Source organism: Prescottella agglutinans (genome assembly GCF_004011865.1).
Classification (GTDB): domain Bacteria; phylum Actinomycetota; class Actinomycetes; order Mycobacteriales; family Mycobacteriaceae; genus Prescottella; species Prescottella agglutinans.
Map to the genome: position 1 here is coordinate 100,183 of NZ_RKLP01000014.1, position 18,589 is coordinate 118,771.

The 18,589-nt window shown below is 70.1% G+C and carries 17 protein-coding genes; 6 read left to right on the top strand and 11 right to left on the bottom strand.

Features of this window, described 5'->3' with window-relative positions; translation table 11 throughout:
- The first annotated feature begins 120 nt into the window (after window positions 1–120).
- The 3 genes from EGT67_RS23380 to EGT67_RS23390 are packed head-to-tail and all read left to right on the top strand — an operon-like array spanning window position 121 to window position 1,860.
- Window positions 121–666, top strand: a complete 546-nt coding sequence (locus EGT67_RS23380) for a sugar ABC transporter (protein WP_127918494.1) — start codon at window positions 121–123, stop codon at window positions 664–666.
- Between the two features lie 42 nt (window positions 667–708).
- Window positions 709–999 carry a hypothetical protein gene (locus tag EGT67_RS23385; protein WP_206612476.1) on the top strand — a complete coding sequence of 97 codons (291 nt, stop codon included), beginning with the start codon at window positions 709–711 and terminating at the stop codon, window positions 997–999.
- 9 nt (window positions 1,000–1,008) lie between these two features.
- Complete coding sequence (locus tag EGT67_RS23390; RefSeq protein ID WP_206612477.1) at window positions 1,009–1,860, top strand: MBL fold metallo-hydrolase; 852 nt, start codon at window positions 1,009–1,011, stop codon at window positions 1,858–1,860.
- On the opposite strand, the gene EGT67_RS23395 is transcribed toward EGT67_RS23390, so the two are convergent.
- From EGT67_RS23395 to EGT67_RS23425, 7 genes are all read right to left on the bottom strand, one after another.
- Window positions 1,836–2,786: a LysR substrate-binding domain-containing protein gene (locus EGT67_RS23395; protein ID WP_338324896.1), complete on the bottom strand. Its 951-nt coding sequence runs from the start codon at window positions 2,784–2,786 to the stop codon at window positions 1,836–1,838. The genes EGT67_RS23390 and EGT67_RS23395 overlap by 25 nt on opposite strands.
- A gap of 131 nt (window positions 2,787–2,917) precedes the next feature.
- The gene (locus EGT67_RS23400; protein ID WP_241566207.1) at window positions 2,918–3,475 is read right to left on the bottom strand and encodes a TetR/AcrR family transcriptional regulator; all 558 of its coding nucleotides are present in this window, start codon (window positions 3,473–3,475) and stop codon (window positions 2,918–2,920) included.
- A 14-nt stretch (window positions 3,476–3,489) separates the two neighbouring features.
- The gene (locus tag EGT67_RS23405) at window positions 3,490–4,974 is read right to left on the bottom strand and encodes an MFS transporter (protein WP_241566208.1); all 1,485 of its coding nucleotides are present in this window, start codon (window positions 4,972–4,974) and stop codon (window positions 3,490–3,492) included.
- Between the two features lie 153 nt (window positions 4,975–5,127).
- The gene (locus tag EGT67_RS23410; protein WP_127918498.1) at window positions 5,128–7,113 is read right to left on the bottom strand and encodes a 5-oxoprolinase/urea amidolyase family protein; all 1,986 of its coding nucleotides are present in this window, start codon (window positions 7,111–7,113) and stop codon (window positions 5,128–5,130) included.
- Entirely contained in the window at window positions 7,110–7,772 is a 663-nt protein-coding gene (locus EGT67_RS23415) for an urea amidolyase associated protein UAAP2 (protein WP_127918499.1), read from the bottom strand. The genes EGT67_RS23410 and EGT67_RS23415 overlap by 4 nt, the downstream gene beginning before the upstream one ends.
- The gene (locus tag EGT67_RS23420) at window positions 7,769–8,650 is read right to left on the bottom strand and encodes an urea amidolyase associated protein UAAP1 (protein ID WP_127918500.1); all 882 of its coding nucleotides are present in this window, start codon (window positions 8,648–8,650) and stop codon (window positions 7,769–7,771) included. Before EGT67_RS23420 ends, EGT67_RS23415 begins: the two co-directional genes overlap by 4 nt.
- A gap of 1 nt (window position 8,651) precedes the next feature.
- Window positions 8,652–10,175 carry an amino acid permease gene (locus tag EGT67_RS23425; RefSeq protein ID WP_127918501.1) on the bottom strand — a complete coding sequence of 508 codons (1,524 nt, stop codon included), beginning with the start codon at window positions 10,173–10,175 and terminating at the stop codon, window positions 8,652–8,654.
- Between the two features lie 242 nt (window positions 10,176–10,417).
- Here EGT67_RS23425 and EGT67_RS23430 point away from each other — a divergent pair, with 242 nt between their 5' ends.
- The 3 genes from EGT67_RS23430 (at window position 10,418) to EGT67_RS23440 (ending at window position 12,855) form a co-directional block, all read left to right on the top strand.
- Window positions 10,418–11,116, top strand: coding sequence for a TetR/AcrR family transcriptional regulator (locus EGT67_RS23430; RefSeq protein WP_127918502.1), 699 nt, complete (start codon window positions 10,418–10,420; stop codon window positions 11,114–11,116).
- 78 nt (window positions 11,117–11,194) lie between these two features.
- Window positions 11,195–11,524: a type VII secretion target gene (locus tag EGT67_RS23435; RefSeq protein ID WP_127918503.1), complete on the top strand. Its 330-nt coding sequence runs from the start codon at window positions 11,195–11,197 to the stop codon at window positions 11,522–11,524.
- Window positions 11,521–12,855, top strand: coding sequence for a hypothetical protein (locus EGT67_RS23440; protein ID WP_127918504.1), 1,335 nt, complete (start codon window positions 11,521–11,523; stop codon window positions 12,853–12,855). Before EGT67_RS23435 ends, EGT67_RS23440 begins: the two co-directional genes overlap by 4 nt.
- 23 nt (window positions 12,856–12,878) lie before the next feature.
- On the opposite strand, the gene EGT67_RS23445 is transcribed toward EGT67_RS23440, so the two are convergent.
- The 4 genes from EGT67_RS23445 to hisS all read right to left on the bottom strand — a co-directional run bounded on the left by EGT67_RS23445 (window position 12,879) and on the right by hisS (window position 18,587).
- The gene (locus tag EGT67_RS23445) at window positions 12,879–13,883 is read right to left on the bottom strand and encodes a malate dehydrogenase (protein ID WP_127918505.1); all 1,005 of its coding nucleotides are present in this window, start codon (window positions 13,881–13,883) and stop codon (window positions 12,879–12,881) included.
- Between the two features lie 106 nt (window positions 13,884–13,989).
- The gene (locus EGT67_RS23450) at window positions 13,990–16,593 is read right to left on the bottom strand and encodes a helix-turn-helix transcriptional regulator (RefSeq protein WP_127918506.1); all 2,604 of its coding nucleotides are present in this window, start codon (window positions 16,591–16,593) and stop codon (window positions 13,990–13,992) included.
- An 85-nt stretch (window positions 16,594–16,678) separates the two neighbouring features.
- A complete protein-coding gene (locus tag EGT67_RS23455) occupies window positions 16,679–17,260 on the bottom strand; it encodes a hypothetical protein (RefSeq protein WP_127918539.1) in 582 nt (193 codons plus the stop codon).
- A 46-nt stretch (window positions 17,261–17,306) separates the two neighbouring features.
- Window positions 17,307–18,587, bottom strand: coding sequence for a histidine--tRNA ligase (gene hisS, locus EGT67_RS23460; protein WP_127918507.1), 1,281 nt, complete (start codon window positions 18,585–18,587; stop codon window positions 17,307–17,309).
- Window positions 18,588–18,589: the final 2 nt, after the last annotated feature.

Consider the following 18,589-nt stretch of genomic DNA (forward strand, 5'->3'; position numbering starts at 1 on the left):
GCCATACCAAGATTGATCTATGGTCAATCCAGAATGCCAAAATATCGTGATCACGCCCCATTTTCGTGTCATTTTCCGACCTATGATTTGAGCATCAGTCATAGCGGGAGGGCGTTTCAGATGATCTACACCGTTGAGTGCAGCTTTGCCGAGCCGACACGAGAGGACGAGTGGAACGAGTACTACTCCGACCGCAAGCTGCCGGCGCTCATCTCCGTCACGGGGTTCCACACGTCGCAGCGGTTCAAGGCGATCAGCACCGGATGTCCGGTCTACCTTGCCCTTCACACCATCGACGGCCTCGAGCTACTGAACGGGGACGAGTACAGGGAGAAGGGCGGGGGAAGCTTCGCTCGCTGGCAGCCCGACATCACCGACTGGCACCGCAACCTCTACGCCGGACTCGATCGCGCACCCGACGTGGCCGCAGGCGAGTACCTGGTACTGAGCTCGACCGGTCCGGAGGCTCTGACACAGCTCGGACTCGCACCGCATGTCATGCGTGCCGTCGCGATGGAGAAGAACCCGGAACAGCGCTGGCTGGCCACGACGGCAGGCACTGATCTCCCGCTCCTCGCAAGCCTGCCGAAGGATGTCTACGTCTACGTGGCGCTGACTCCCCAGCTCAGGAACGCATCGTCACTGGCGGCATCCGAGACGAGGTAGTACGGCATGCCGAATCTGACGCTGTATATCGACTCGGGAACGATGCCGTCGGACGAGATACTGGAAAGGCTCACCGAACAGTGCACCGAGCTGTGCACGGACACGTTGCAGGCCGATCTCGAGAACGTGCACATCACCTACCTCCCCGCGCGACAAGGCCGAGGTCACCCGGTGTTCGCGGAAATCTTGTTCCGCGAGGAGCTGTTTCGTCCGCCCGCGGTCATGGACCGCTTCATGCAACAGATCGACGACGCGATCAAGGACACCGCGGGCCTGACCGCCCGCATCCGCTGCTTCAGCTTCGCGAAGCAGCACATTCACGCACGCAACTAGCGAAACTGAGTGAGGCTGAACATGACAGGAATTCCATCTCCCATCAAGAGGATCGGCGACTACACCGTCACCGCCATCAGCGACGGGTACCTCCCGGCGAGCCTGGACCTTCTCCTGAACGTCGACCACCACGAGGCGTCCGAGTTGCAGCAGCGAGGCGGGCTGAACGATCAGTCGCCCATGCATATCAACAGCTATCTGGTGCGTGGCACCGGTCACTCCGTCCTGGTGGACGCCGGGGCGGGCGGCATCAAGCACTGGGGTGGTCATTTGACGGCCGGATTGCCGCTGGCAGGGGTACGGCCGTCAGACATCGACACGATTCTTCTCACGCATGCACACCCCGATCACGTCGGTGGCCTCCTCGACGGGTCGGGACACGTCGTCTTCCCCAACGCGGAACTGCTGATTCACCAGCGCGAGGTTGCCTTCTGGCAGGACGACGGAAACCTTGCACGCGCGAACGAACGCGCGCGCGGCAACTTCCGGATCGCCCGCCGGGCCCTCGACGCCTATGCCGACAGGCTGCGCACATTCGAGGAAGGTGAGGTCTTGCCCGGCATTTCAGCCGCTCCGCTTCCCGGCCACACGGATGGGCACACGGGCTATCTCGTCAACTCCGAAGATCAGGGTGTGTTCTTCTGGGGCGACACTGTTCACTTCCCGGCCGTCCAGGTAGCCCGGCCCGATGCATCGGTCACGCTGGACAACGATCCGGTCCGTGCCGCCGATACACGCTCCCAGGTGCTCGAGATCGTCAGCACCGAGCACCTGCTCGTCGCCGGCCCGCATCTGAACGATCGGGGATTCGCCCGGGTCGAGCGGTCGACCACCGGCTACTCGATCACGAACGAGGGCTGAGTGGCTGCGGCTTCCGACGCAGCGAGCGACGAATCCGGCTCGGCTTGTTCCACCATCCAGTCCGAGAACTCGTCGAGTAGCTCGGTGCGGGAGCTCCGCGAGTTGGTGACGAGGATGAAGTCCTTGCCCACCTGCTGTCCGGGGGGCCCGACTGAAACGAGTGTCCCGGTTCGAATTTCGTCGGCGACGTACAGATAGGGGACGAGCGCCACACCGAGACCGGCCAGCGCCGCCTCGATCAGCATCGAGAACTGCTCGAAGCGGCTCCCCGCCGTCGCGTCCTGAAGATCGATCCCGAACTCGCGCGAGTAGTCGCGCCAGCTCTCGGGTGTCGCGGTCTTGTGCAGCAACGGCAGTCGCTGCAACACCGCGGAATCTGCGCTGTCGCCCCGCAGCACGGCAGGGCGGCACACCGGGACCAGGGAGCTTCGGAACAAGTGTCGCGATTCGGCTCCTGCCCACGCGGGATGGGCGAATGTGATCGCGGCATCGAAAACGCTGCCGTTCAGCACAAACGGATCGTTTCGTGTGCTGAGATTCACGACCACGTCCGGATGTTCCTGCAAGAACAACGGAAGTCGCGGTATCAGCCATCTGACGGCGAAGGTCCCGATCGACGCGAGCTCGAGCACGCGCTGCTGCGGGGGTGTCGTCATCACCTGAAACGTCGACTGCTCCAACGACACGAGCAACCGCCCCAGCTCTTGGGCGTAGCGCTCCCCGTGCGCCGTCAGCTCGACGCGGTTACCGCCTCGAAGGAACAGCGACACCCCCAGGAACGCCTCCAGCCGCGCAACCTGGCGGCTGATCGCCCCGTCGGTGACGACCAACTCCTGGGCGGCCAGCGAAAAGCTGCCGTGGCGTGCCGCAGCCTCGAAGGCCAACAACGTCGAGGTGCTGGGGATCTGTCTAGCCGGCACAGGCACCCTCCTCGAGGCTCGACCTATCGTAAACAAGGGTTTCTCAACCGCCCGGTGACAAAGGATGTTTCAGAGGCGCTGGGTCATCTCGCCTTGATTCATGATCAAGGTGGACGACCGACGGAGCGCAGTCGCCGCTACCGCGCCGCGATCCCGTCGATGATCGACTGGACCACGGCGCCGTAGCGCCGGACCAGGTCGTCGGTGTCGATCGTCTCCGGCGGCAGGAGTCCGACGGTCCGGATGCCGCTGGCGAGACCGAGAAGGACGGCGACGACCATCTGCGTGGGCAGCTTGTCGGCGGTCGTGTCGCCGATCTTCCCGGAGATGCCGCGGATGTACCGTTCCCGCGCGTCGGCCTGCGCCGCGTCCCGGTCGGGTGCCTCGTGGATCAGCAGCGGCATCATCACCCATGGTTCGGACTCGTCGGCGTCACGCCGCTCGACGATGTTGCGCACCAGGCGGTAGCCCGGCGCCTCGTCCTCGCAGACGTGCGGGTCGTCGGCCGCCGACGGCAGGGTCGGTGCCGCCGCCTTGTACAACTCGGCCTTGCTCCCCATCATCTTCATCACCATGGCCGGTGAGTAGCCGGCCAGTTCGGCGACGTCCTTGATCGTCGTCGCCGTGTAGCCGCGCTCGGCGAACAGCCGCCGAGCGGCGTCGATGATGTTGTCCCGCGTGGACTTTCCACTCACTACGCCCACCCTAGTCACGACGCGGTTTCGACCCGGGCCTCGGCCGCCGCCTCGACCACCGTCGAGACCGGCACGGTCCGCGGCATCCGCGGGATGAACCACGCGACCGCGGCCGCGAGCAGGGCCATCCCGCAGGCGACGGCGAACACGGTCCGGAACGCGTCGAGCGTCGGCAGGTGCACGCCCGCGACGTCCATCGTCATCGCGGTCAGCAGGGCGGTCACCACGGCGCTGGACGTCGAGGTACCGATCGACCGCAGCAGCGAGTTGAGGCCGTTCGAGGCGGCGGTCTCGGTGATCGGCACCGACTGCATGATCAGGATCGGCATCGCCGAGTAGGTGATCGCGGTTCCGATGTTGACCACCATCGCGCCCAGGATGATGAGCGCAACCGACCCGTTGAAGGTGAACCGGATGACGTAGGCCGCCGCGAGGACGAGCGCGCCGGTGATGAGCGTGGTGCGCGCACCGAATCGGGTGGTGATCTTCGCGGACAGCGGCGAGAAGACCACCATCGACATGCCCGCCGGCACCATGCACAGACCCGCGGTGAGCACGCTGAGTCCGAAGCCGTAGCCGGTGGCCTCGGGCATCTGCAACTGCTGCGTGGTCGCGAGCATGTTCGCGAACATCGCGAACCCGACGATCATGGAGGCGATGTTCGTGAGCAGAACCGGGCGCCGCGCCGACGTGCGCAGGTTCACCATCGGGTCGGTGACCCGCAACTGGTACGGAACCCAGATCGCGAGCACGATCACCGCGAGCGCGAAGCAGCCCAGGGTGCGACCGCTGCTCCAGCCCCACGCACCGCCCTTGGAGATTCCGAGGAGCAGGCCCGTGAGCGCCACCGACAGGATGACCGCGCCGAGGATGTCGAACCGCCCCGGCGAGCGGACCTTCGACTCCGGCACCACGAACGCGACCGCGGCGAGCATCACGGCACCCGCCGCCGCGGAGATCCAGAAGATCGCATGCCAGCCCAGGTGCGGATAGATCACGCCGGCCAGCGGCAGCCCCAGGGCGCTGCCCATGCCGAGCGTCGCGCTCATCAGCGCGGTGGCCGCCGGCACCTTCTCCCGCGGCAGTTCGTCCCGCAGGATGCCGATCCCGACCGCGATCAGCGACGACGCGAACCCTTGCATGCCGCGGCCGATGAGCACCGTCACGAACGTGCCACCGATCGCGGCGAGCAGCGAACCGCTGACCATCACCGACATCGCCACGAGCATCATCCGCTTCTTGCCGACCATGTCGGCCAGGCGCGAGACGATCGGGGTGGCCACCGCCGCGGTGAGCAGCGTGATCGTGACCAGCCAGAACGCGTTGTCGGCACTGACACCGAGGATGTGACGCAGATCCGGGAGCAGCGGGACCACGAGCGTCTGCTGCAGCGAGACGAGCGTGCCGCACAGGCACAGCACCGCGGTCATCAGGGCGCTGGAGCGACGCGGCCGCGCCTGCTCCAGCGGAAGCGCGGTGGTGGTGGGTCGTGCTGCCAATGGATCATCTCCGAACGTGCGGCCGCCGCCGGGGCCACTGGGTGGCGGCCTCGGGAACGACCATGGTGAATGAGCGTTCACCACGCAGTGAACACCCATTCACCATGCGCGGGCAAATCGACGTCCCACTGCGAGGGAGATGCGCTCGGGTCGTCAGCGGCGCGCGAACTCACCGGCGTCGGCCCACCGGCGCCGCTCCTCGGCGAACGCGACCGCCTGCTTCGCCCGGAACGCCTCAATCGAGGTCGCGTTGTCGTCGAGGAACCGCTCGTGCTCGGCCAACGAGAAGCTACCGTCGGCGATCTCGATTCCGCCGGAACCGCGTCCCGCCGCCAGATCGGACCGCAGGTCGAGCAGTTCGTCGGGCTCTACCGGGTACCACGAGATCCGGTCGAAGAAGCGCAACAGCCACGGGGTGCCTCCCTCGAACGGCCCCGACGACTGCGGGTGCCGGTGGTTCCACACCTGCGTGGTGCGGCCGACGAACTGGTAGCCGCCCGGACCCTCCATGCCGTAGATGCACAGGTAGGCGCCGCCGATACCCACCGCGTTCTCCGGCGTCCAGGTGCGGGCCGGGTTGTACTTGGTGGTGATCAGGCGGTGCCGCGGATCGAGCGGGGTCGCGACCGGAGCACCCAGGTACACGTCGCCCAACCCGAGCACCAGGTAGTCGGCTCCGAACACGGTGTCGAACACGTCGTTCACCGAGTCGAGGCCGTTCATGCGGCGGATGAACTCGATGTTCCACGGGCACCACGGCGCATCGGCGCGGACGCCGTGCATGTACCGCGCGATGGCCTCGCGGGTCGCCGGGTCGTCCCACGACAGCGGCATCCGCACCGCCCGACTCGGGACCACCAACTCGTTGGCCGCCGGGATCTGCTCCTCGGCCTCCGCCAGCAGGCCGAGCAGCGTCGGGACCGGCAGCACGTCGGGGTCGACGCGTACCTGCAGCGATCGGATCCCCGGGGTCAGGTCGAGCAGGCCCGCGGGCCGCTCCGACTCGAGCCGCTGGTGCAGCGCGTGCACGCGCGCCCGGAGCGCCAGGTCGAGCGTCATGTCGCCGTATTCGACGAGCACGTTGTCGTCGCCCGAGCGGCGATACGTGACGGCAGTGTCCCCGTCGCGGCGGGCGAGCACGCCGTCGTCGCGGTCGCCGCCGGCCGAGAGCACCGCGGGCAGGCCCGCACGGCGCCCGAGTCCGAGGTCCCGCCGCGACGCCGCCCGGTCGGACCGGACCGGCACGAATCGCACCGTGTTGCCGGGCGCGAGCTGACCGAGCTTCCACCGGTCGGCGGCGACCACCGTGACGGGGCAGACGAATCCGCCGAGGCTGGGCCCATCGGGGCCGAGCAGGATCGGGGTGTCGCCGGTGAAGTCCAGCGCACCGATCGAGTACGCGTTGTCGTGGATGTTCGACGGGTGCAGGCCCGCCTCGCCGCCGTCGGGACGCGCCCAGTCGGGCTGCGGGCCGATCAGCCGTACCCCGGTGCGGTCGGAGTTGAAGTGCACCTCGTAGTCGGTGCGGTACAGCCTGTCGATGTCGGCGCGGGTGAAGAACTCCGGGGCCCCGTGCGGCCCCTCGGTCACCGCGATCTCCCAGCGCCGCGACAGCGCGGGCACCGACTCGGCCGGGACCGCCGCCCGCGGGGACGCCGGCGCACCGCCGAGCGCCAGCACGTCGCCCTCGCGGAGCGTCCGGCCGTCGAGCCCGCCGAACCGGCCCAGCGTGAACGTCGAAGCGCTGCCGAGGAACTCGGGGACGTCGAGGCCGCCGGCGATCAGCACGTAGATGCGGAGCCCGGGACCGGCGACGGCGCCGACGTCGAGCACTCCCCCGGCCGGCACCAGCACCGGCCGCCACTGCGGGACGACGGTGCCGTCGACGGTCACGGTGGTCGGCGCGCCCGTCACGCACACGTGGGTGGGATCGTCGAAGCGGAGCGCGGGCCCGGCCATGACCGCCTCGAATCCCGCTGCGCCCTCCGGGTTCCCGACGGCGACGTTGCCGAGACGGAACGACAGATCGTCCATCGGCCCCGACGGCGGCACCCCGATCTGCCAGTAGCCGGTCCGGCCCGGGTAGTCCTGGACGGTGGTGCCCATACCGGGACGCAGCACCGTGCACTTCGCGGTCACGGCCGCACCTCCTGCGGTCGGGTGACGATCATGCGGACGGCGGTGGGGTCGAAGCCGTTGCACGGGTTGTTGATCTGCGGGCAGTTCGACACCAGCACCAGCGCGTCGACGTCGGCGCGCAGTGCCAGTCGCTTGCCCGGGGCGGACAGACCGTCGACGATGCCGAGCGCGCCGTCCGGGTCGACGGGGACGTTCATGAAGAAGTTGATGTTGGACACCAGGTCGCGCTTGCCGAGGCCCCAGCGGGCGCCCTCGATCAGGAAGTTCTCGACGCAGGCGTGCTGGTGCTTGGTGTGGTGCCCGTAGCGCAGCGTGTTCGACTCCTGCGAGCACGCACCGCCGACCGTGTCGTGGTTGCCGACCTCGTCGGCCACGATCGTCATGAGCGGGCTTGCGTCGTCGGCGCGCAGCACGCTGCCGGTGGTGAGGAACAGGTTGCGCTGCCCGACGACGGTGGCGGCGGCCGAGTAGCGCCGGGAGTGATCCCCGGCCGCGTAGATCAGCGTGTCGACGGCCTGGTTGCCGTGCAGGTCGACGATGGTCAGGACGTCGCCGGCGGCGACGACGGCGGACCAGGGGCCGCGCGGGGCGACGGTCTCGTCGAGGACGATCGCGCCCGGGACGAGGGCCAGGTCGGCGGCGGGGAGCAGGGTGGTCATCGTGCGTCCTTTCCGGCGTGCGGTGCGGCGCCGTGCAGTGCGGCCCAGGCGTCCTCGGTGTTGAGGACGGCACGCCGGTACTCGGGGTCGTCGTTCGGGAGGGTGTCGAGTTCGTCGGGCGCGGACCAGGCGAGGAGCTCGAGCGGCGTGGTCGCGAAGTCCGGCGCGGGATCGAGGGGGTGCGCGGTGTTGGCGACCAGCACGATCACGGGCAGGTGCACCAGCAGATCGACGTGAACCCCGGGGCCAGCCGTTCCGGTGCCGGCGAGGGCGCCGTCCGGCGCCACCCGCACTCCGTGGAAGAACGACAGCGACGGCGGCAGGTCCCGCGGCCCCAGATCGTGCTTGGCCGCGGCGACCGTGAACAGTTCACGCCCGGCCGGCGACGCCGAGTGCAGTGCCCCGGCGCCGTACTTGGCCAGGTTCGCGGCCGCGCTCGTGGTTCCGCACAGCGCGTCGTGGTGACGGGAGGTGTCGGCGACGACGGTGGCGAGCACGCGGCCCGCGTCGGAGAGCAGCGGGTGCCCGGACCCGAGGTAGGCCTGCCACGGGACCTTGACCGTGTCGGCCGCGTTGATTCGCTCCCAGGGGGCGTCGGCGCGGAAGAGCAGCAGGTGGGCGCACGCGTTGCCGTCCAGGTCGCGGAGCCGCAGGCGGGTGCCGCGGGCGAGCACCTTCGAGGTGTAGCGCCCGCCGGGGACCGTCTCCGCCCACACGAGACGCTCTGCGGCGACCCCCTCGGGCGGGGCCGGCCAGGCCGTGGCGGGCACGACCGGCATCGCGTCCGTGCTCGCCCCGGCCTGGGCACGGGCGTGCGCGCGGGCGGTGGCGGTGGTGGACGTGTCGTTCGGGATCTCGACGAGGTCGGGGGTGGTCACTTCAGGCTCCAATCGTGGCGTGGTTCGGCAGGCGCTCGGCGCGGGACGAGTAGCAGGCGGCGCCGGCCAGCACCACGGCGAGCACGGCCAGCGGGGCGGCCCACTGCAGGATCGGGTATTCCCCTGTGGGGTTGAAGATCTCGGCGCGCGGCCAGGACAGGTTGACGACCATGACGGCTCCGTAGGCGACGGCCGCGACGTTGACGGGAATCGCGAACACGCCCAGGGAGAAGAGCTTTCGGCCGTCGGCATCCACCTCCGGCCCACCCGGCGGACGACCGGACAGGCGGCGCACCAGCAGCGGCACGGTCACCATCAGGTAGGCGAGGTAGATCAGCACGATGCACACGCTCGAGAGCGTCGTGAAGATGGCCGCGTTGCCCACGTTGACCGCGAGGACGGCGATGCACAGCAGCCCGATCAGCACGCTCGGCGCGATGGGCGTGCCGGTGCGGCGATTCACCTTCGACAGCACCTCGCTCGCGGGCAGGCGACCGTCGCGGGCCATCGAGAACACGAGTCGGGACGCGGCGGTCTGGATCGCGAGCGTGCAGACGAACACCGCGATCGCGACGTCGACCAGGAGCACGGTCCCCCACGGCGAACTGAGGATCGAGGTCAGCACGTACGGCAGGCCCTCGGCGGCCAGGCGCCCGTCTGTGAGGCTCGGGGCGGCCATCAGGGCGCCGACGATCATGAGGCCACCGCCCAGCGCCGAGACCGACAGCGCGAGACGGATCGTGCGCGGCGCGACCCGGCGCGGGTTGTGCGTCTCCTCGGCCAGTTCACCCGCCGAGCCGAACCCCACCATGACGTAAGCGGCCATCAGGCCCGACACGATCCAGGCCCAGATGTACCCGGGCTGCGAGCCGGCGACGCCGGTGTCGAAGACGACCTCGGGACCCCGCCGCGCGTGGGTGAGGAACATGCCGATCACCGCGACGACGCCGACGATCTCGCAGGTCACGCCGATGCTGTTGATGCGCGACATCCAGTTCACGCCGATGCAATTGATGGTGGTGGTCGCGACCAGCAGTACCGACCCGAGCAGGACCGCGTTGGCCGCGCCGCTGGGCGAGGTGAGTGCGGAATCGTCGCCGATCACCTGGCACCCGCTCCAGATCGACGGCAGCACCACCTGGAGTGCGATCGCCGCGGCGGCCGCGGTCACGACCTGCGCGATGATCATGAACCAGCCCGCGAACCAGCCGACGATCTCCCCGCCCAGGCGCCGCGACCACTGGTAGATCGCGCCGGAGATCGGATAGCGGGCCGCCAGTTCCGCGAAGCACAGCGCGACCATGAACTGCCCGAGGAAGACCACGGGCCACGTCCAGAAGAAGGCCGGGCCCGCGAAACCGAAACCCAGACCGAACAATTGGAAGATCGTGGTGAGGATCGAGACGAACGAGAAGCCGGCCGCGAACGACCCGAACTTCCCGAGGGAACGATGCAACTGCTGTTCGTAGCCGAACTCGGCCAGGTCACCCCGGTCGTTCGACGCCGTCGTCACGGTGGCCGTCATGAAGCCTCCTGCGGGAGATGGAGATCGTCACCTCCCCGGGGAAATCCCGGGGCACTGGTATCTGTCGCTCGATAGTTTTCCGAGCGGAACGACACGTCCGATGTCGCGCAGGTTGCGATCGTGGGTCCAGACCGGCCGTTCCTGTTGCCTGGGCATGTCCCCGGTTACACGCAGGTGACCGGCCGCTCACATCCCCTGGTGGAGCGAATGGCGCTGCGGCGCTTTCCTGTAAGGATGGAGTCATGACGACGACGGGTTCCGGTCGACCACGGCTGTCCACACGCAAGCGACCGGGCGCGACCCCACGCGACGAGATCCTCGACGCCGCGGCCGAGCTGTTCACGACCCGCGGATTCACCGGCACCTCCACCCGGATGATCGCCGACGCCGTCGGGATCCGGCAGGCGTCGATGTACCACCACTTCGACACCAAGGACGACATCCTCGCGGCGCTGCTGCTCGGCACGGTCACGGCACCCGTCGACTGCGCCGAGCGGCTCGTCGAGGCATGCGACGACCCGGTGGTCCGGCTCTGCGCCCTCGTCCTGTTCGACGCCGGCCAACTCGCGGACTCCCGATGGAATCTCGGCGCCCTGTACCTGCTGCCCGAGGTCACCACCGAACGCTTCGCCGAGTTCCGGGCACTGCGCGACGACCTCATGGCCCGCTACTCCGCGTTCGCGCGGGACGCGCGGGAGGCGATCGGCGGACCCGACTGCGGGCCCGCGACGACCGAACTGCCGTTCCGGCTCGTCGAGTCCACGATCAGTGCCCGGTCGGACGCCACCGCGCACGGGACGACCTCCGTCCTCACCCCACACACCGTCGCCGCGGCCGCGCTGCGCACGCTCGGCTGGACCGGTCCCACCGATCCGATCGCCACCCGGGCCGTGGACCTGCTCGACCGGATTGCCGAGAGTTGTCCACAGCCCGCCGAGTGACGGGCGCGCAGCCGGCCGCGGGTCGGTTACAGTGTCTTCCGAAATCGGTCACCCGAATTCGACGACTGGGGGGTCATCTTGGACGGATTCTCGGCTGCGCCCGATGAGATTCGCGCGTACGGGAGCGTCGCGGCGGGGGCCGCGGCGCACATAGCCGCGACGGAGGGGTTGGACGTCGCCGCCAACGTCGCGGCACTGACACCGGTGTTCGGCGTCATCGGCGCCGACTTCCTCGCGACATACGCCGCGACACAGGCGACACACGCCGGATCGGTCGCCGCACTGGCGAACGTCTTCGCCGGCACCGGGTCGGTCGCGCACGCGATCGCCGCCGCGTACGACGCCGCGGATCAAGCCACCGCGGCCGTGTTGGGCTCCGCACGAACCGATCTGGGGGACAACGCATGACGACGCCCGACACGACCCCTCCGGGCCAGCAGACGGTGCTCGACCTGCTGCAGGCGTCGCCCGTCGGCCCGGTCCTGGACATGCCGGTCCCCCGCACCCCGATGGAGGCGCTCGAAGCCTCGCCCCTCGGGCCGTTGCTGGACACACCGTTCACCGACATCGCAGCGGGCGCACTGCCCCCGCTGCCGGCGCTGCCTCCGCTACCGGCACTGCCGCCGTTGCCCCCGCTTCCCGGGATCGATCAGCTGCTTCAGCCGTTGTCCGAGATGGCGAGCGCGTTCGGCACCGGCACGATCGGCGGATTCGATCCGACGGCCATGCTGCAGCAGTCGTCGTCGATCATCGACACGGCTCTGTCGATGGGCATCTCGGGGCTGAAGGCCCTCGACGGAGCCTGGGACGGTCAGGCCGCCGCCGCGGCGCAGACGCAGGGACTGCAGACGCAGGCCGCCGGCACGCAGCTCAGCGAACGCGGCAACGAGATCGCGACAGTCACCCAGGAAGCGGCCGGGACGGTGGCGCGGGGCAACGCCGAACTCGTCGCCGTCGCCGAGTCGTTCGTCGCGACGGCCGTCGCCGCCGGGCCGGTCGTCCTCACTCCTCCCGGCCAGACCCTGCTCATCGCCGCGGCCGCCGATCACCTGCAGCGCGCACTGTCGGTCGTGGCGAAGACGCGGGCCGAACTGTCCGGTCACCAGGCAGCGATGGCGGCGCTCGGCACCCCCGTCCCGGTACCGCCCGCCCCGATCCCGGCGCCCGGACTCACCGCCGGGGGCGGTCCGTCCCCGATCTCCGTCGCGGCGTCGCTGCTCGAGGCCGTCGGCAAGCCGCTGATCGATGCGGCGTCGCCGGACGCGCCCGCGCAGACCTACGCGGCCGGCACCACATCCACCGTGAGCAGTGACTACGCGCTCCGCGGCGCGATGAGCGGCGGCTCTGCCGCGACAGGTGCCGCCGGTGCCGCGGTCTCCGCGTCGGGCGGCGGGGGTGTCGCCGGCTTCGGCGGGGGCTTCGCGGCGGCGGGTTCGGCCGCGCGCGGGCCCTCGGCGACGCAACTGTCCGCGGGGGCGACGGCCTCGAGCCCGGGTCAATCAGGCATGGCCGCAACGGGATCGGGAGCCATGACCACCGCGTCCGGTGGGATGGCCTCTCCCGGGATGATGTCGCCGGCCGCCCGGCACGGCTACGACGACACTGTCGACCGGTCGACGCCGGGATACCTCGTCGGCGCCGCACCGAGCAACACCGTGGTCGGCGACCTGCCGCTCGTGTCGCCCGCCGTCATCGGGGCGGTCGACCCGGACGATCTCGGCTTCGACGACATACGCTGATCGCCGTTCGCCTCGGCCGGTCGTCAGATCAGGCCGAGGCCCCGCACGGCGTCACGCTCCTGTTCGAGTTCCGCGACCGACAGGTCGATCCGGTGTCGCGAGAACTCGTCGATGTCGAGGCCCTCGACGATGCGGAAGTCCCCGTCGGCGCACGTGACCGGGAACGAGCTGATCAGCCCGTCCGGGACGCCGTACGACCCGTCGGAGCACACCGCCATCGACACCCAGTCCCCGTCGGCGGTGCCGCGAACCCAGTCGCGCACGTGGTCGATGGCGGCGCTGGCGGCGCTCGCCGCGGAGGACGACCCCCGGGCCGCAATGATCGCGGTCCCGCGCTGCTGCACGGTGGGAATGAAGTCGTTCTCGATCCACGTCCGGTCGGACACCGCGTCCTCGGCGGGCTTGTTACCGACGAGCGCGTGCGACAGATCCGGGTACTGGGTTGCGGAGTGGTTGCCCCAGATCGTCATTCGCCGGATGTCGGCGGCGGCCTCGTCGGTCCTGCGTGCGAGCTGAGCGATCGCGCGGTTGTGGTCGAGGCGGGTGAGCGCCGAGAAACGGGCGCGTGGCACGTCCGGCGCGTTGTTCATCGCGATCAGTGCGTTGGTGTTGGCGGGGTTGCCCACCACCAGGACCTTGATGTCGCCCGAGGCGCGGTCCTGGATCGCCCGTCCCTGGTCGGTGAAGATCGCACCGTTCGCGGCCAGCAGATCCGACCGTTCCATGCCCTGGGTGCGAGGCCGCGCCCCGACGAGCAGTGCAATCTCCGCCCCGTCGAATCCGACGCGGGGGTCGTCGGTGATCTCGATCCCGTCGAGCAGCGGGAACGCGCCGTCCTCGAGTTCCATCGCGACGCCCTCGGCGTTCCGAACCGCCGCGGGAATCTCCAACAGTCGCAGTCGAACCGGGGTGTCGGGGCCGAGCATGTCGCCCGCCGCGATCCGGAAGAGCAGACCGTAGGCGATCTGCCCCGATGCCCCCGTGACGGTGACCGTGACCGGTGCGCTACCGACAGCTGCAGTACTCATACCGCCTCCTCGCGTCGTAGTCGGCTGCTTCCACGCTAGTCATCAATTGCGTGGCGGGAGAAGGACGTCGGTCACACCCCACGACCGTCGCCCGAAGTGCGGTCCGTCACACCTGGACGAGTTTCGCGAGGTCGCTCCGGTGGCTGAGCGCCAGCTTCTCGCAGGCGCGGTAGATGTGCCCCTCGACCGTCCGCACCGACAGGACGAGACGCCGGGCGATGTCCTTGTTCGAGAGCCCCCGGCCCACCAGCACCGCCACCTCCCGCTCGCGGTCGGTCAGCGGCAGCGGGCGCGCGGCCTTCGCGAGGGCCGGCGTGGTCGCACCGTCGCAGCGCGACGACAGCCAGTGCGCCTTCGCCGCGGCCGCCAACTCGCCCCGGCGGTCGTTCGACCGTGAGTACGCGGTCGCCGCCTGGGCGAACGTGTCGGCCGCGGCGAGCAGCGCTCCCACCCGCTCGAACTCGGCCGCGAGCGCGTCCAGGGCCGGACCGTCGGCCTTCGCCAACGCCCGCGCCCGCGCGGTCGCCACCTTCGCGAACGGCCCGTCCACCAGCGTCTCGAGCTCGCTCAGTCGCTCGACGGTCGAGTAGTCACCGAACGTCGTCGCGACGTCGAGGGCGAGCGCCTCCACCGCGAACTGCCCCGACTCGGCGGCCAGGACGGCGGCACGCCGGGCCGCGTGTACCGCCGCGGACACCTCACCGTCCGCGCCGGCCACCCACGCGCGCGCGATGTCGACCAGCGGATCGAAGAACGCGAGTTCGGGTCCCGTGTTCCGCTCGGCGATCGCCAGCGCCGCGGCGGCGTCCTCGGGCCGGCCCTGCGCCGCCCGCACCTGGCACAGGCTGACCGCGGCGAGCAGCATCCATTCCGACCGAGTCTTCCGGTCGAGGACCGCCAGCGCCTCGGTGAGGTGGGTGGCGGCGTCGTCGAGTCGGCCCGAGGTCAGTTCCACCACGCCCGACGCCACGTCCGCCAGGGCGGCACTGTTCGGCTGCCCGGCGGCGAGATCGCGGTACCGGGCCGCGGTGTCCCGCGCCGCGGTGAGCCGCCCGACCAGGGTCAGCGCCTGCACCTCGAAGTAGCCGATGTGGAACCGGAGCAGGCCGTCACCGTGCGAGATCGCCTCCCACGCGGACGACGCGAGCGCGCCGACCTCGAAGCCGCGCCCCGACACGGTGAGGGCGGCGACCCCGGCGAACACGCCGCTGGCCCGGGCCCACGGGTGTGCCTCGGGTGCCGCCTCGACCTCCCGGGCCAAGGCGATGGCCTCGCCGAGGTGGCGGTCGTAGAGGTGCAGGACCGCGTCCAACGCAACGACCGACACCCGCAGCATCGGATCGGTGATCCGGCCGCGCTCGCGTTGGAACAGCTCGACGGCCTCGTGCGGGCGACCCGCCTCCAGGTACAGGCTGGCGACCCGGGTCAGCAGCCACCGTGCGACGTCGTACTCGCACAACGTGTCGGGGTCGACCGCGGCGAACACCGACTCGGCCTCGGCGCCCATCCCCTGCCACATCAGCGCCCGACCCAACGCGAACGACGCGTCGAATCCGGCGCCCAGCCGCACCGCCGCGGCCGCCAGACGGGCACCCTGTTCGAGGCTGCACATCGCGATCGCGTCCTCCGCGCCGCGCACCAGCAGCTCGGGATCGGGCTCGACGCCCGACTCCATCGCCAGCTCCGCGATCCGCATCGACGTCACCACTCCGGGATCGGGCGACTCGCGGAGTACCTCGACGAGCCGTCGCTTGATCCGCTGCGACGCGAGCACCCCGGCCCGGTCGCGGATCACCTCGCCGAACAACGGATGCGCGAGCCGCACGACGTGCGAGTGCCCGACGTCGCGCACCCGCACGAGGTCCATCCGCTCGGCCTCCTCGATGGACCGGCGGCTGACCAACTCGCTGAGCACCTCGAGCTCGAGCGGCTCGCAGAACGCGAGGTAGTCGACGACGTCGAGCGCGTCCTTGGGGGTGCGCGCGAAGCGGGACTCGAGCAGCGACGCGAGCGCCGGCGAGATCGCGGGGCGGCCGCGCAGTTGCCACACCCCGCCGGACTTGCGGAGCGTGCCCCCGTCCAGCGCGCCCTCGACGAGGTGCCGCAGAAACAGCGGGTTGCCCTCCGATTCCTCCCAGATCGCATCGGCGCTGAACCGCTCGACCGGTGCCCCCAGGACCGCGGAGAGCTCGTCGTCCATCTCGTCGCGGGTGAACGGCGGCACCACGAACGGCGTGAGCAGGCCGTCCTTCCAGAGGGCCTCGATGGCGCTCGGCACGGGGGCGCCGCTGCGGACCGTCACGACCAGGCGGGCGTCGCGGCCGACCGCCAGCTGGTGGACCAGGCCCGCGGAGAACTCGTCGAGCAGGTGGGCGTCGTCGACCCCGACGATGCCCACCCCGCCGTCCGGCGCCAGGCCGTCCTCGGCCAGCACGTCACGCACGGCGCGCAGCGCCACGACCGGGTCGCGCGACGTTGTGCGGGCGAGATGCGGGGCGAAGGCCCCGAGGGGGATGTTCTGCGTGGACTCGGTGCCGACGATCCACCGGGCGTCGCCGGTGAGCGAACCCACCAGTTCCCTGGCCATGGTCGTCTTCCCCACGCCCGCGGTGCCGACCAGCACCACCCCGCACGACCTGCCGTCGCGGAGCAACTGCTCGGCGCCCCGGAACGCGGCCCTGCGATCCAGGACGGGCCAGAGACCGACCATGCTTCGAACGATAATCCTCTGCGGCGACAGTGCGAAGCGATCGGACAAACCCGCAACCAGGGAGTTACCGCCCGGTCGGTCCGGATCAGCTCGAGAGCGATGCCACTTCCTGATCGGTGAGCGTGGTCTGCGGCACCCGTCCGGCGTCGCGGATCAACTCGACGGCCCGATACAGCGGGCGTTCCTCGAGCCCGGCGCCGCGCGCCTCGGCGCGCAACTGCTCGATCAGGACGGATGCGGCCGCCGCCGCCGGCGCGAGTTCGCTCGCCGACAGCGCGTCCGCGAGCTTGCGCAGGCCGAGCACGTCGAGTTCGCGTCCCCCGCCGGTGGCGTAGAGCGCGAGAGGCACGGTCTGGGTGGCGCGGGTGTCGCCGACGCGGATCGCCACCTGGCTGATCCGCGCCGACCGCACCACGAACTCGACCGTCGCCGCCTGCGCGACCTCCACCCGCCGCCGGCGCAACCCGTTGGAGGAGTGAAGCGTGGTGCCCTCCAACCAGATTCGCCGCCGGGTCGACAACAGCGCCGACGCGGCGGTGGGCACGCCGATGACGACGCCGACGGCGAGGGCGATCGGCGGGGCGGCGAAGATCGCCACGATCCCCCCCGCGACGATCCCGATGAGGATCGAGACGATCGCGAGCCGCCGCATGCGGGGCGCCAGCATCGACGCCGGGATCAGGTCGAGGGAATGCTCCTCCCGGCCGTTACCCTCAGGCGCCGGCAAGAAGTGAACCCGTCTGCGCCACAACCTCTTCCAGGGGAACGGAGATCTGATCGCCGGTGCTCAGGTTCTTGATGCCGATGGTGCCCGCCTCGAGGTCCTGGTCACCGAGCACGAGCGCCAACTGCGCACCCGACCTGTCGGCGGCCTTCATCGACCCCTTGATGCCGCGGTCGCCGTAGACCATGTCGACGCGGATACCCGCCGTCCGCAGATCGTGCGCGATCGTCACCATCCGGGCCTTCGCGGCGTCGCCGAGCGGCACGCCGAACACCTCGCACCGGGCCGGGGTGGACGCCGACTTGCCCTCGGCCGCGAGCGCCAGGATCGTACGGTCGACGCCCAGGCCGAAACCGATGCCCGACAGCGGCTGACCGCCCAGTTGGGCCATCAGGCCGTCGTAGCGTCCGCCGCCACCGATACCTGACTGCGCGCCCAGGCCGTCGTGCACGAACTCGAACGTCGTCTTGGTGTAGTAGTCCAGCCCGCGCACCATCCGCGGGTTGATCACGTACGGGACACCGAGCGCATCGAGGTGCGCGAGCACCTGGTCGAAGTGCGCCTTCGCGCTCTCGGAGAGGTGGTCCAGCATGAGCGGCGCGTCGGCCGTCATCGCACGGACGTCCTTGCGCTTGTCGTCGAGCACCCGCAGCGGGTTGATCTCGGCGCGCCGACGGGTCTCCTCGTCGAGATCGAGCCCGAACAGGAACTCCTGCAGGCGCTCCCGGTACTGGGGACGGCACGTGTCGTCACCGAGCGACGTGATCTCGAGCCGGAACCCGTCGAGACCGAGGCCGCGGAAGCCGGCATCCGCGATCGCGATGACCTCGGCGTCGAGCGCCGGATCGTCCACGCCGATCGCCTCGACACCCACCTGCTGCAGCTGCCGGTAGCGGCCCGCCTGGGGGCGCTCGTAGCGGAAGAACGGTCCGGCGTAGCTCAGCTTCACGGGGAGCTGGCCGCGGTCGAGACCGTGCTCGATCACCGCGCGCATCACACCGGCGGTGCCCTCGGGACGCAGCGTCACCGACCGGTCACCGCGATCGGCGAACGTGTACATCTCCTTCGAGACGACGTCGGTCGACTCGCCGACACCGCGCGCGAACAGGCCGGTGTCCTCGAAGATCGGCAACTCGATGTGCCCGTAGCCGGCGAGCCGGGCCGCGCGGGTCAGCCCGTCGCGTACGGCGACGAACTCCGCGGACTGCGGCGGAACGTAGTCGGGAATGCCCTTGGGGGCCGAGAAGGTGCTGGCGCCTGACTTACTCACTG

What these genes read in the sequence shown, in the direction of transcription:
- EGT67_RS23450 (WP_127918506.1), bottom strand. Translation starts at nt 16,593, where the DNA reads ATGGTCGGTCTCTGGCCCGTCCTGGATCGCAGGGCCGCGTTCCGGGGC.
- EGT67_RS23425 (WP_127918501.1), bottom strand. Translation starts at nt 10,175, where the DNA reads ATGACGGCCACCGTGACGACGGCGTCGAACGACCGGGGTGACCTGGCC.
- EGT67_RS23385 (WP_206612476.1), top strand. Translation starts at nt 709, where the DNA reads ATGCCGTCGGACGAGATACTGGAAAGGCTCACCGAACAGTGCACCGAG.
- EGT67_RS23445 (WP_127918505.1), bottom strand. Translation starts at nt 13,883, where the DNA reads ATGAGTACTGCAGCTGTCGGTAGCGCACCGGTCACGGTCACCGTCACG.
- EGT67_RS23415 (WP_127918499.1), bottom strand. Translation starts at nt 7,772, where the DNA reads ATGACCACCCTGCTCCCCGCCGCCGACCTGGCCCTCGTCCCGGGCGCG.
- EGT67_RS23430 (WP_127918502.1), top strand. Translation starts at nt 10,418, where the DNA reads ATGACGACGACGGGTTCCGGTCGACCACGGCTGTCCACACGCAAGCGA.
- EGT67_RS23440 (WP_127918504.1), top strand. Translation starts at nt 11,521, where the DNA reads ATGACGACGCCCGACACGACCCCTCCGGGCCAGCAGACGGTGCTCGAC.
- EGT67_RS23380 (WP_127918494.1), top strand. Translation starts at nt 121, where the DNA reads ATGATCTACACCGTTGAGTGCAGCTTTGCCGAGCCGACACGAGAGGAC.
- EGT67_RS23455 (WP_127918539.1), bottom strand. Translation starts at nt 17,260, where the DNA reads ATGCTGGCGCCCCGCATGCGGCGGCTCGCGATCGTCTCGATCCTCATC.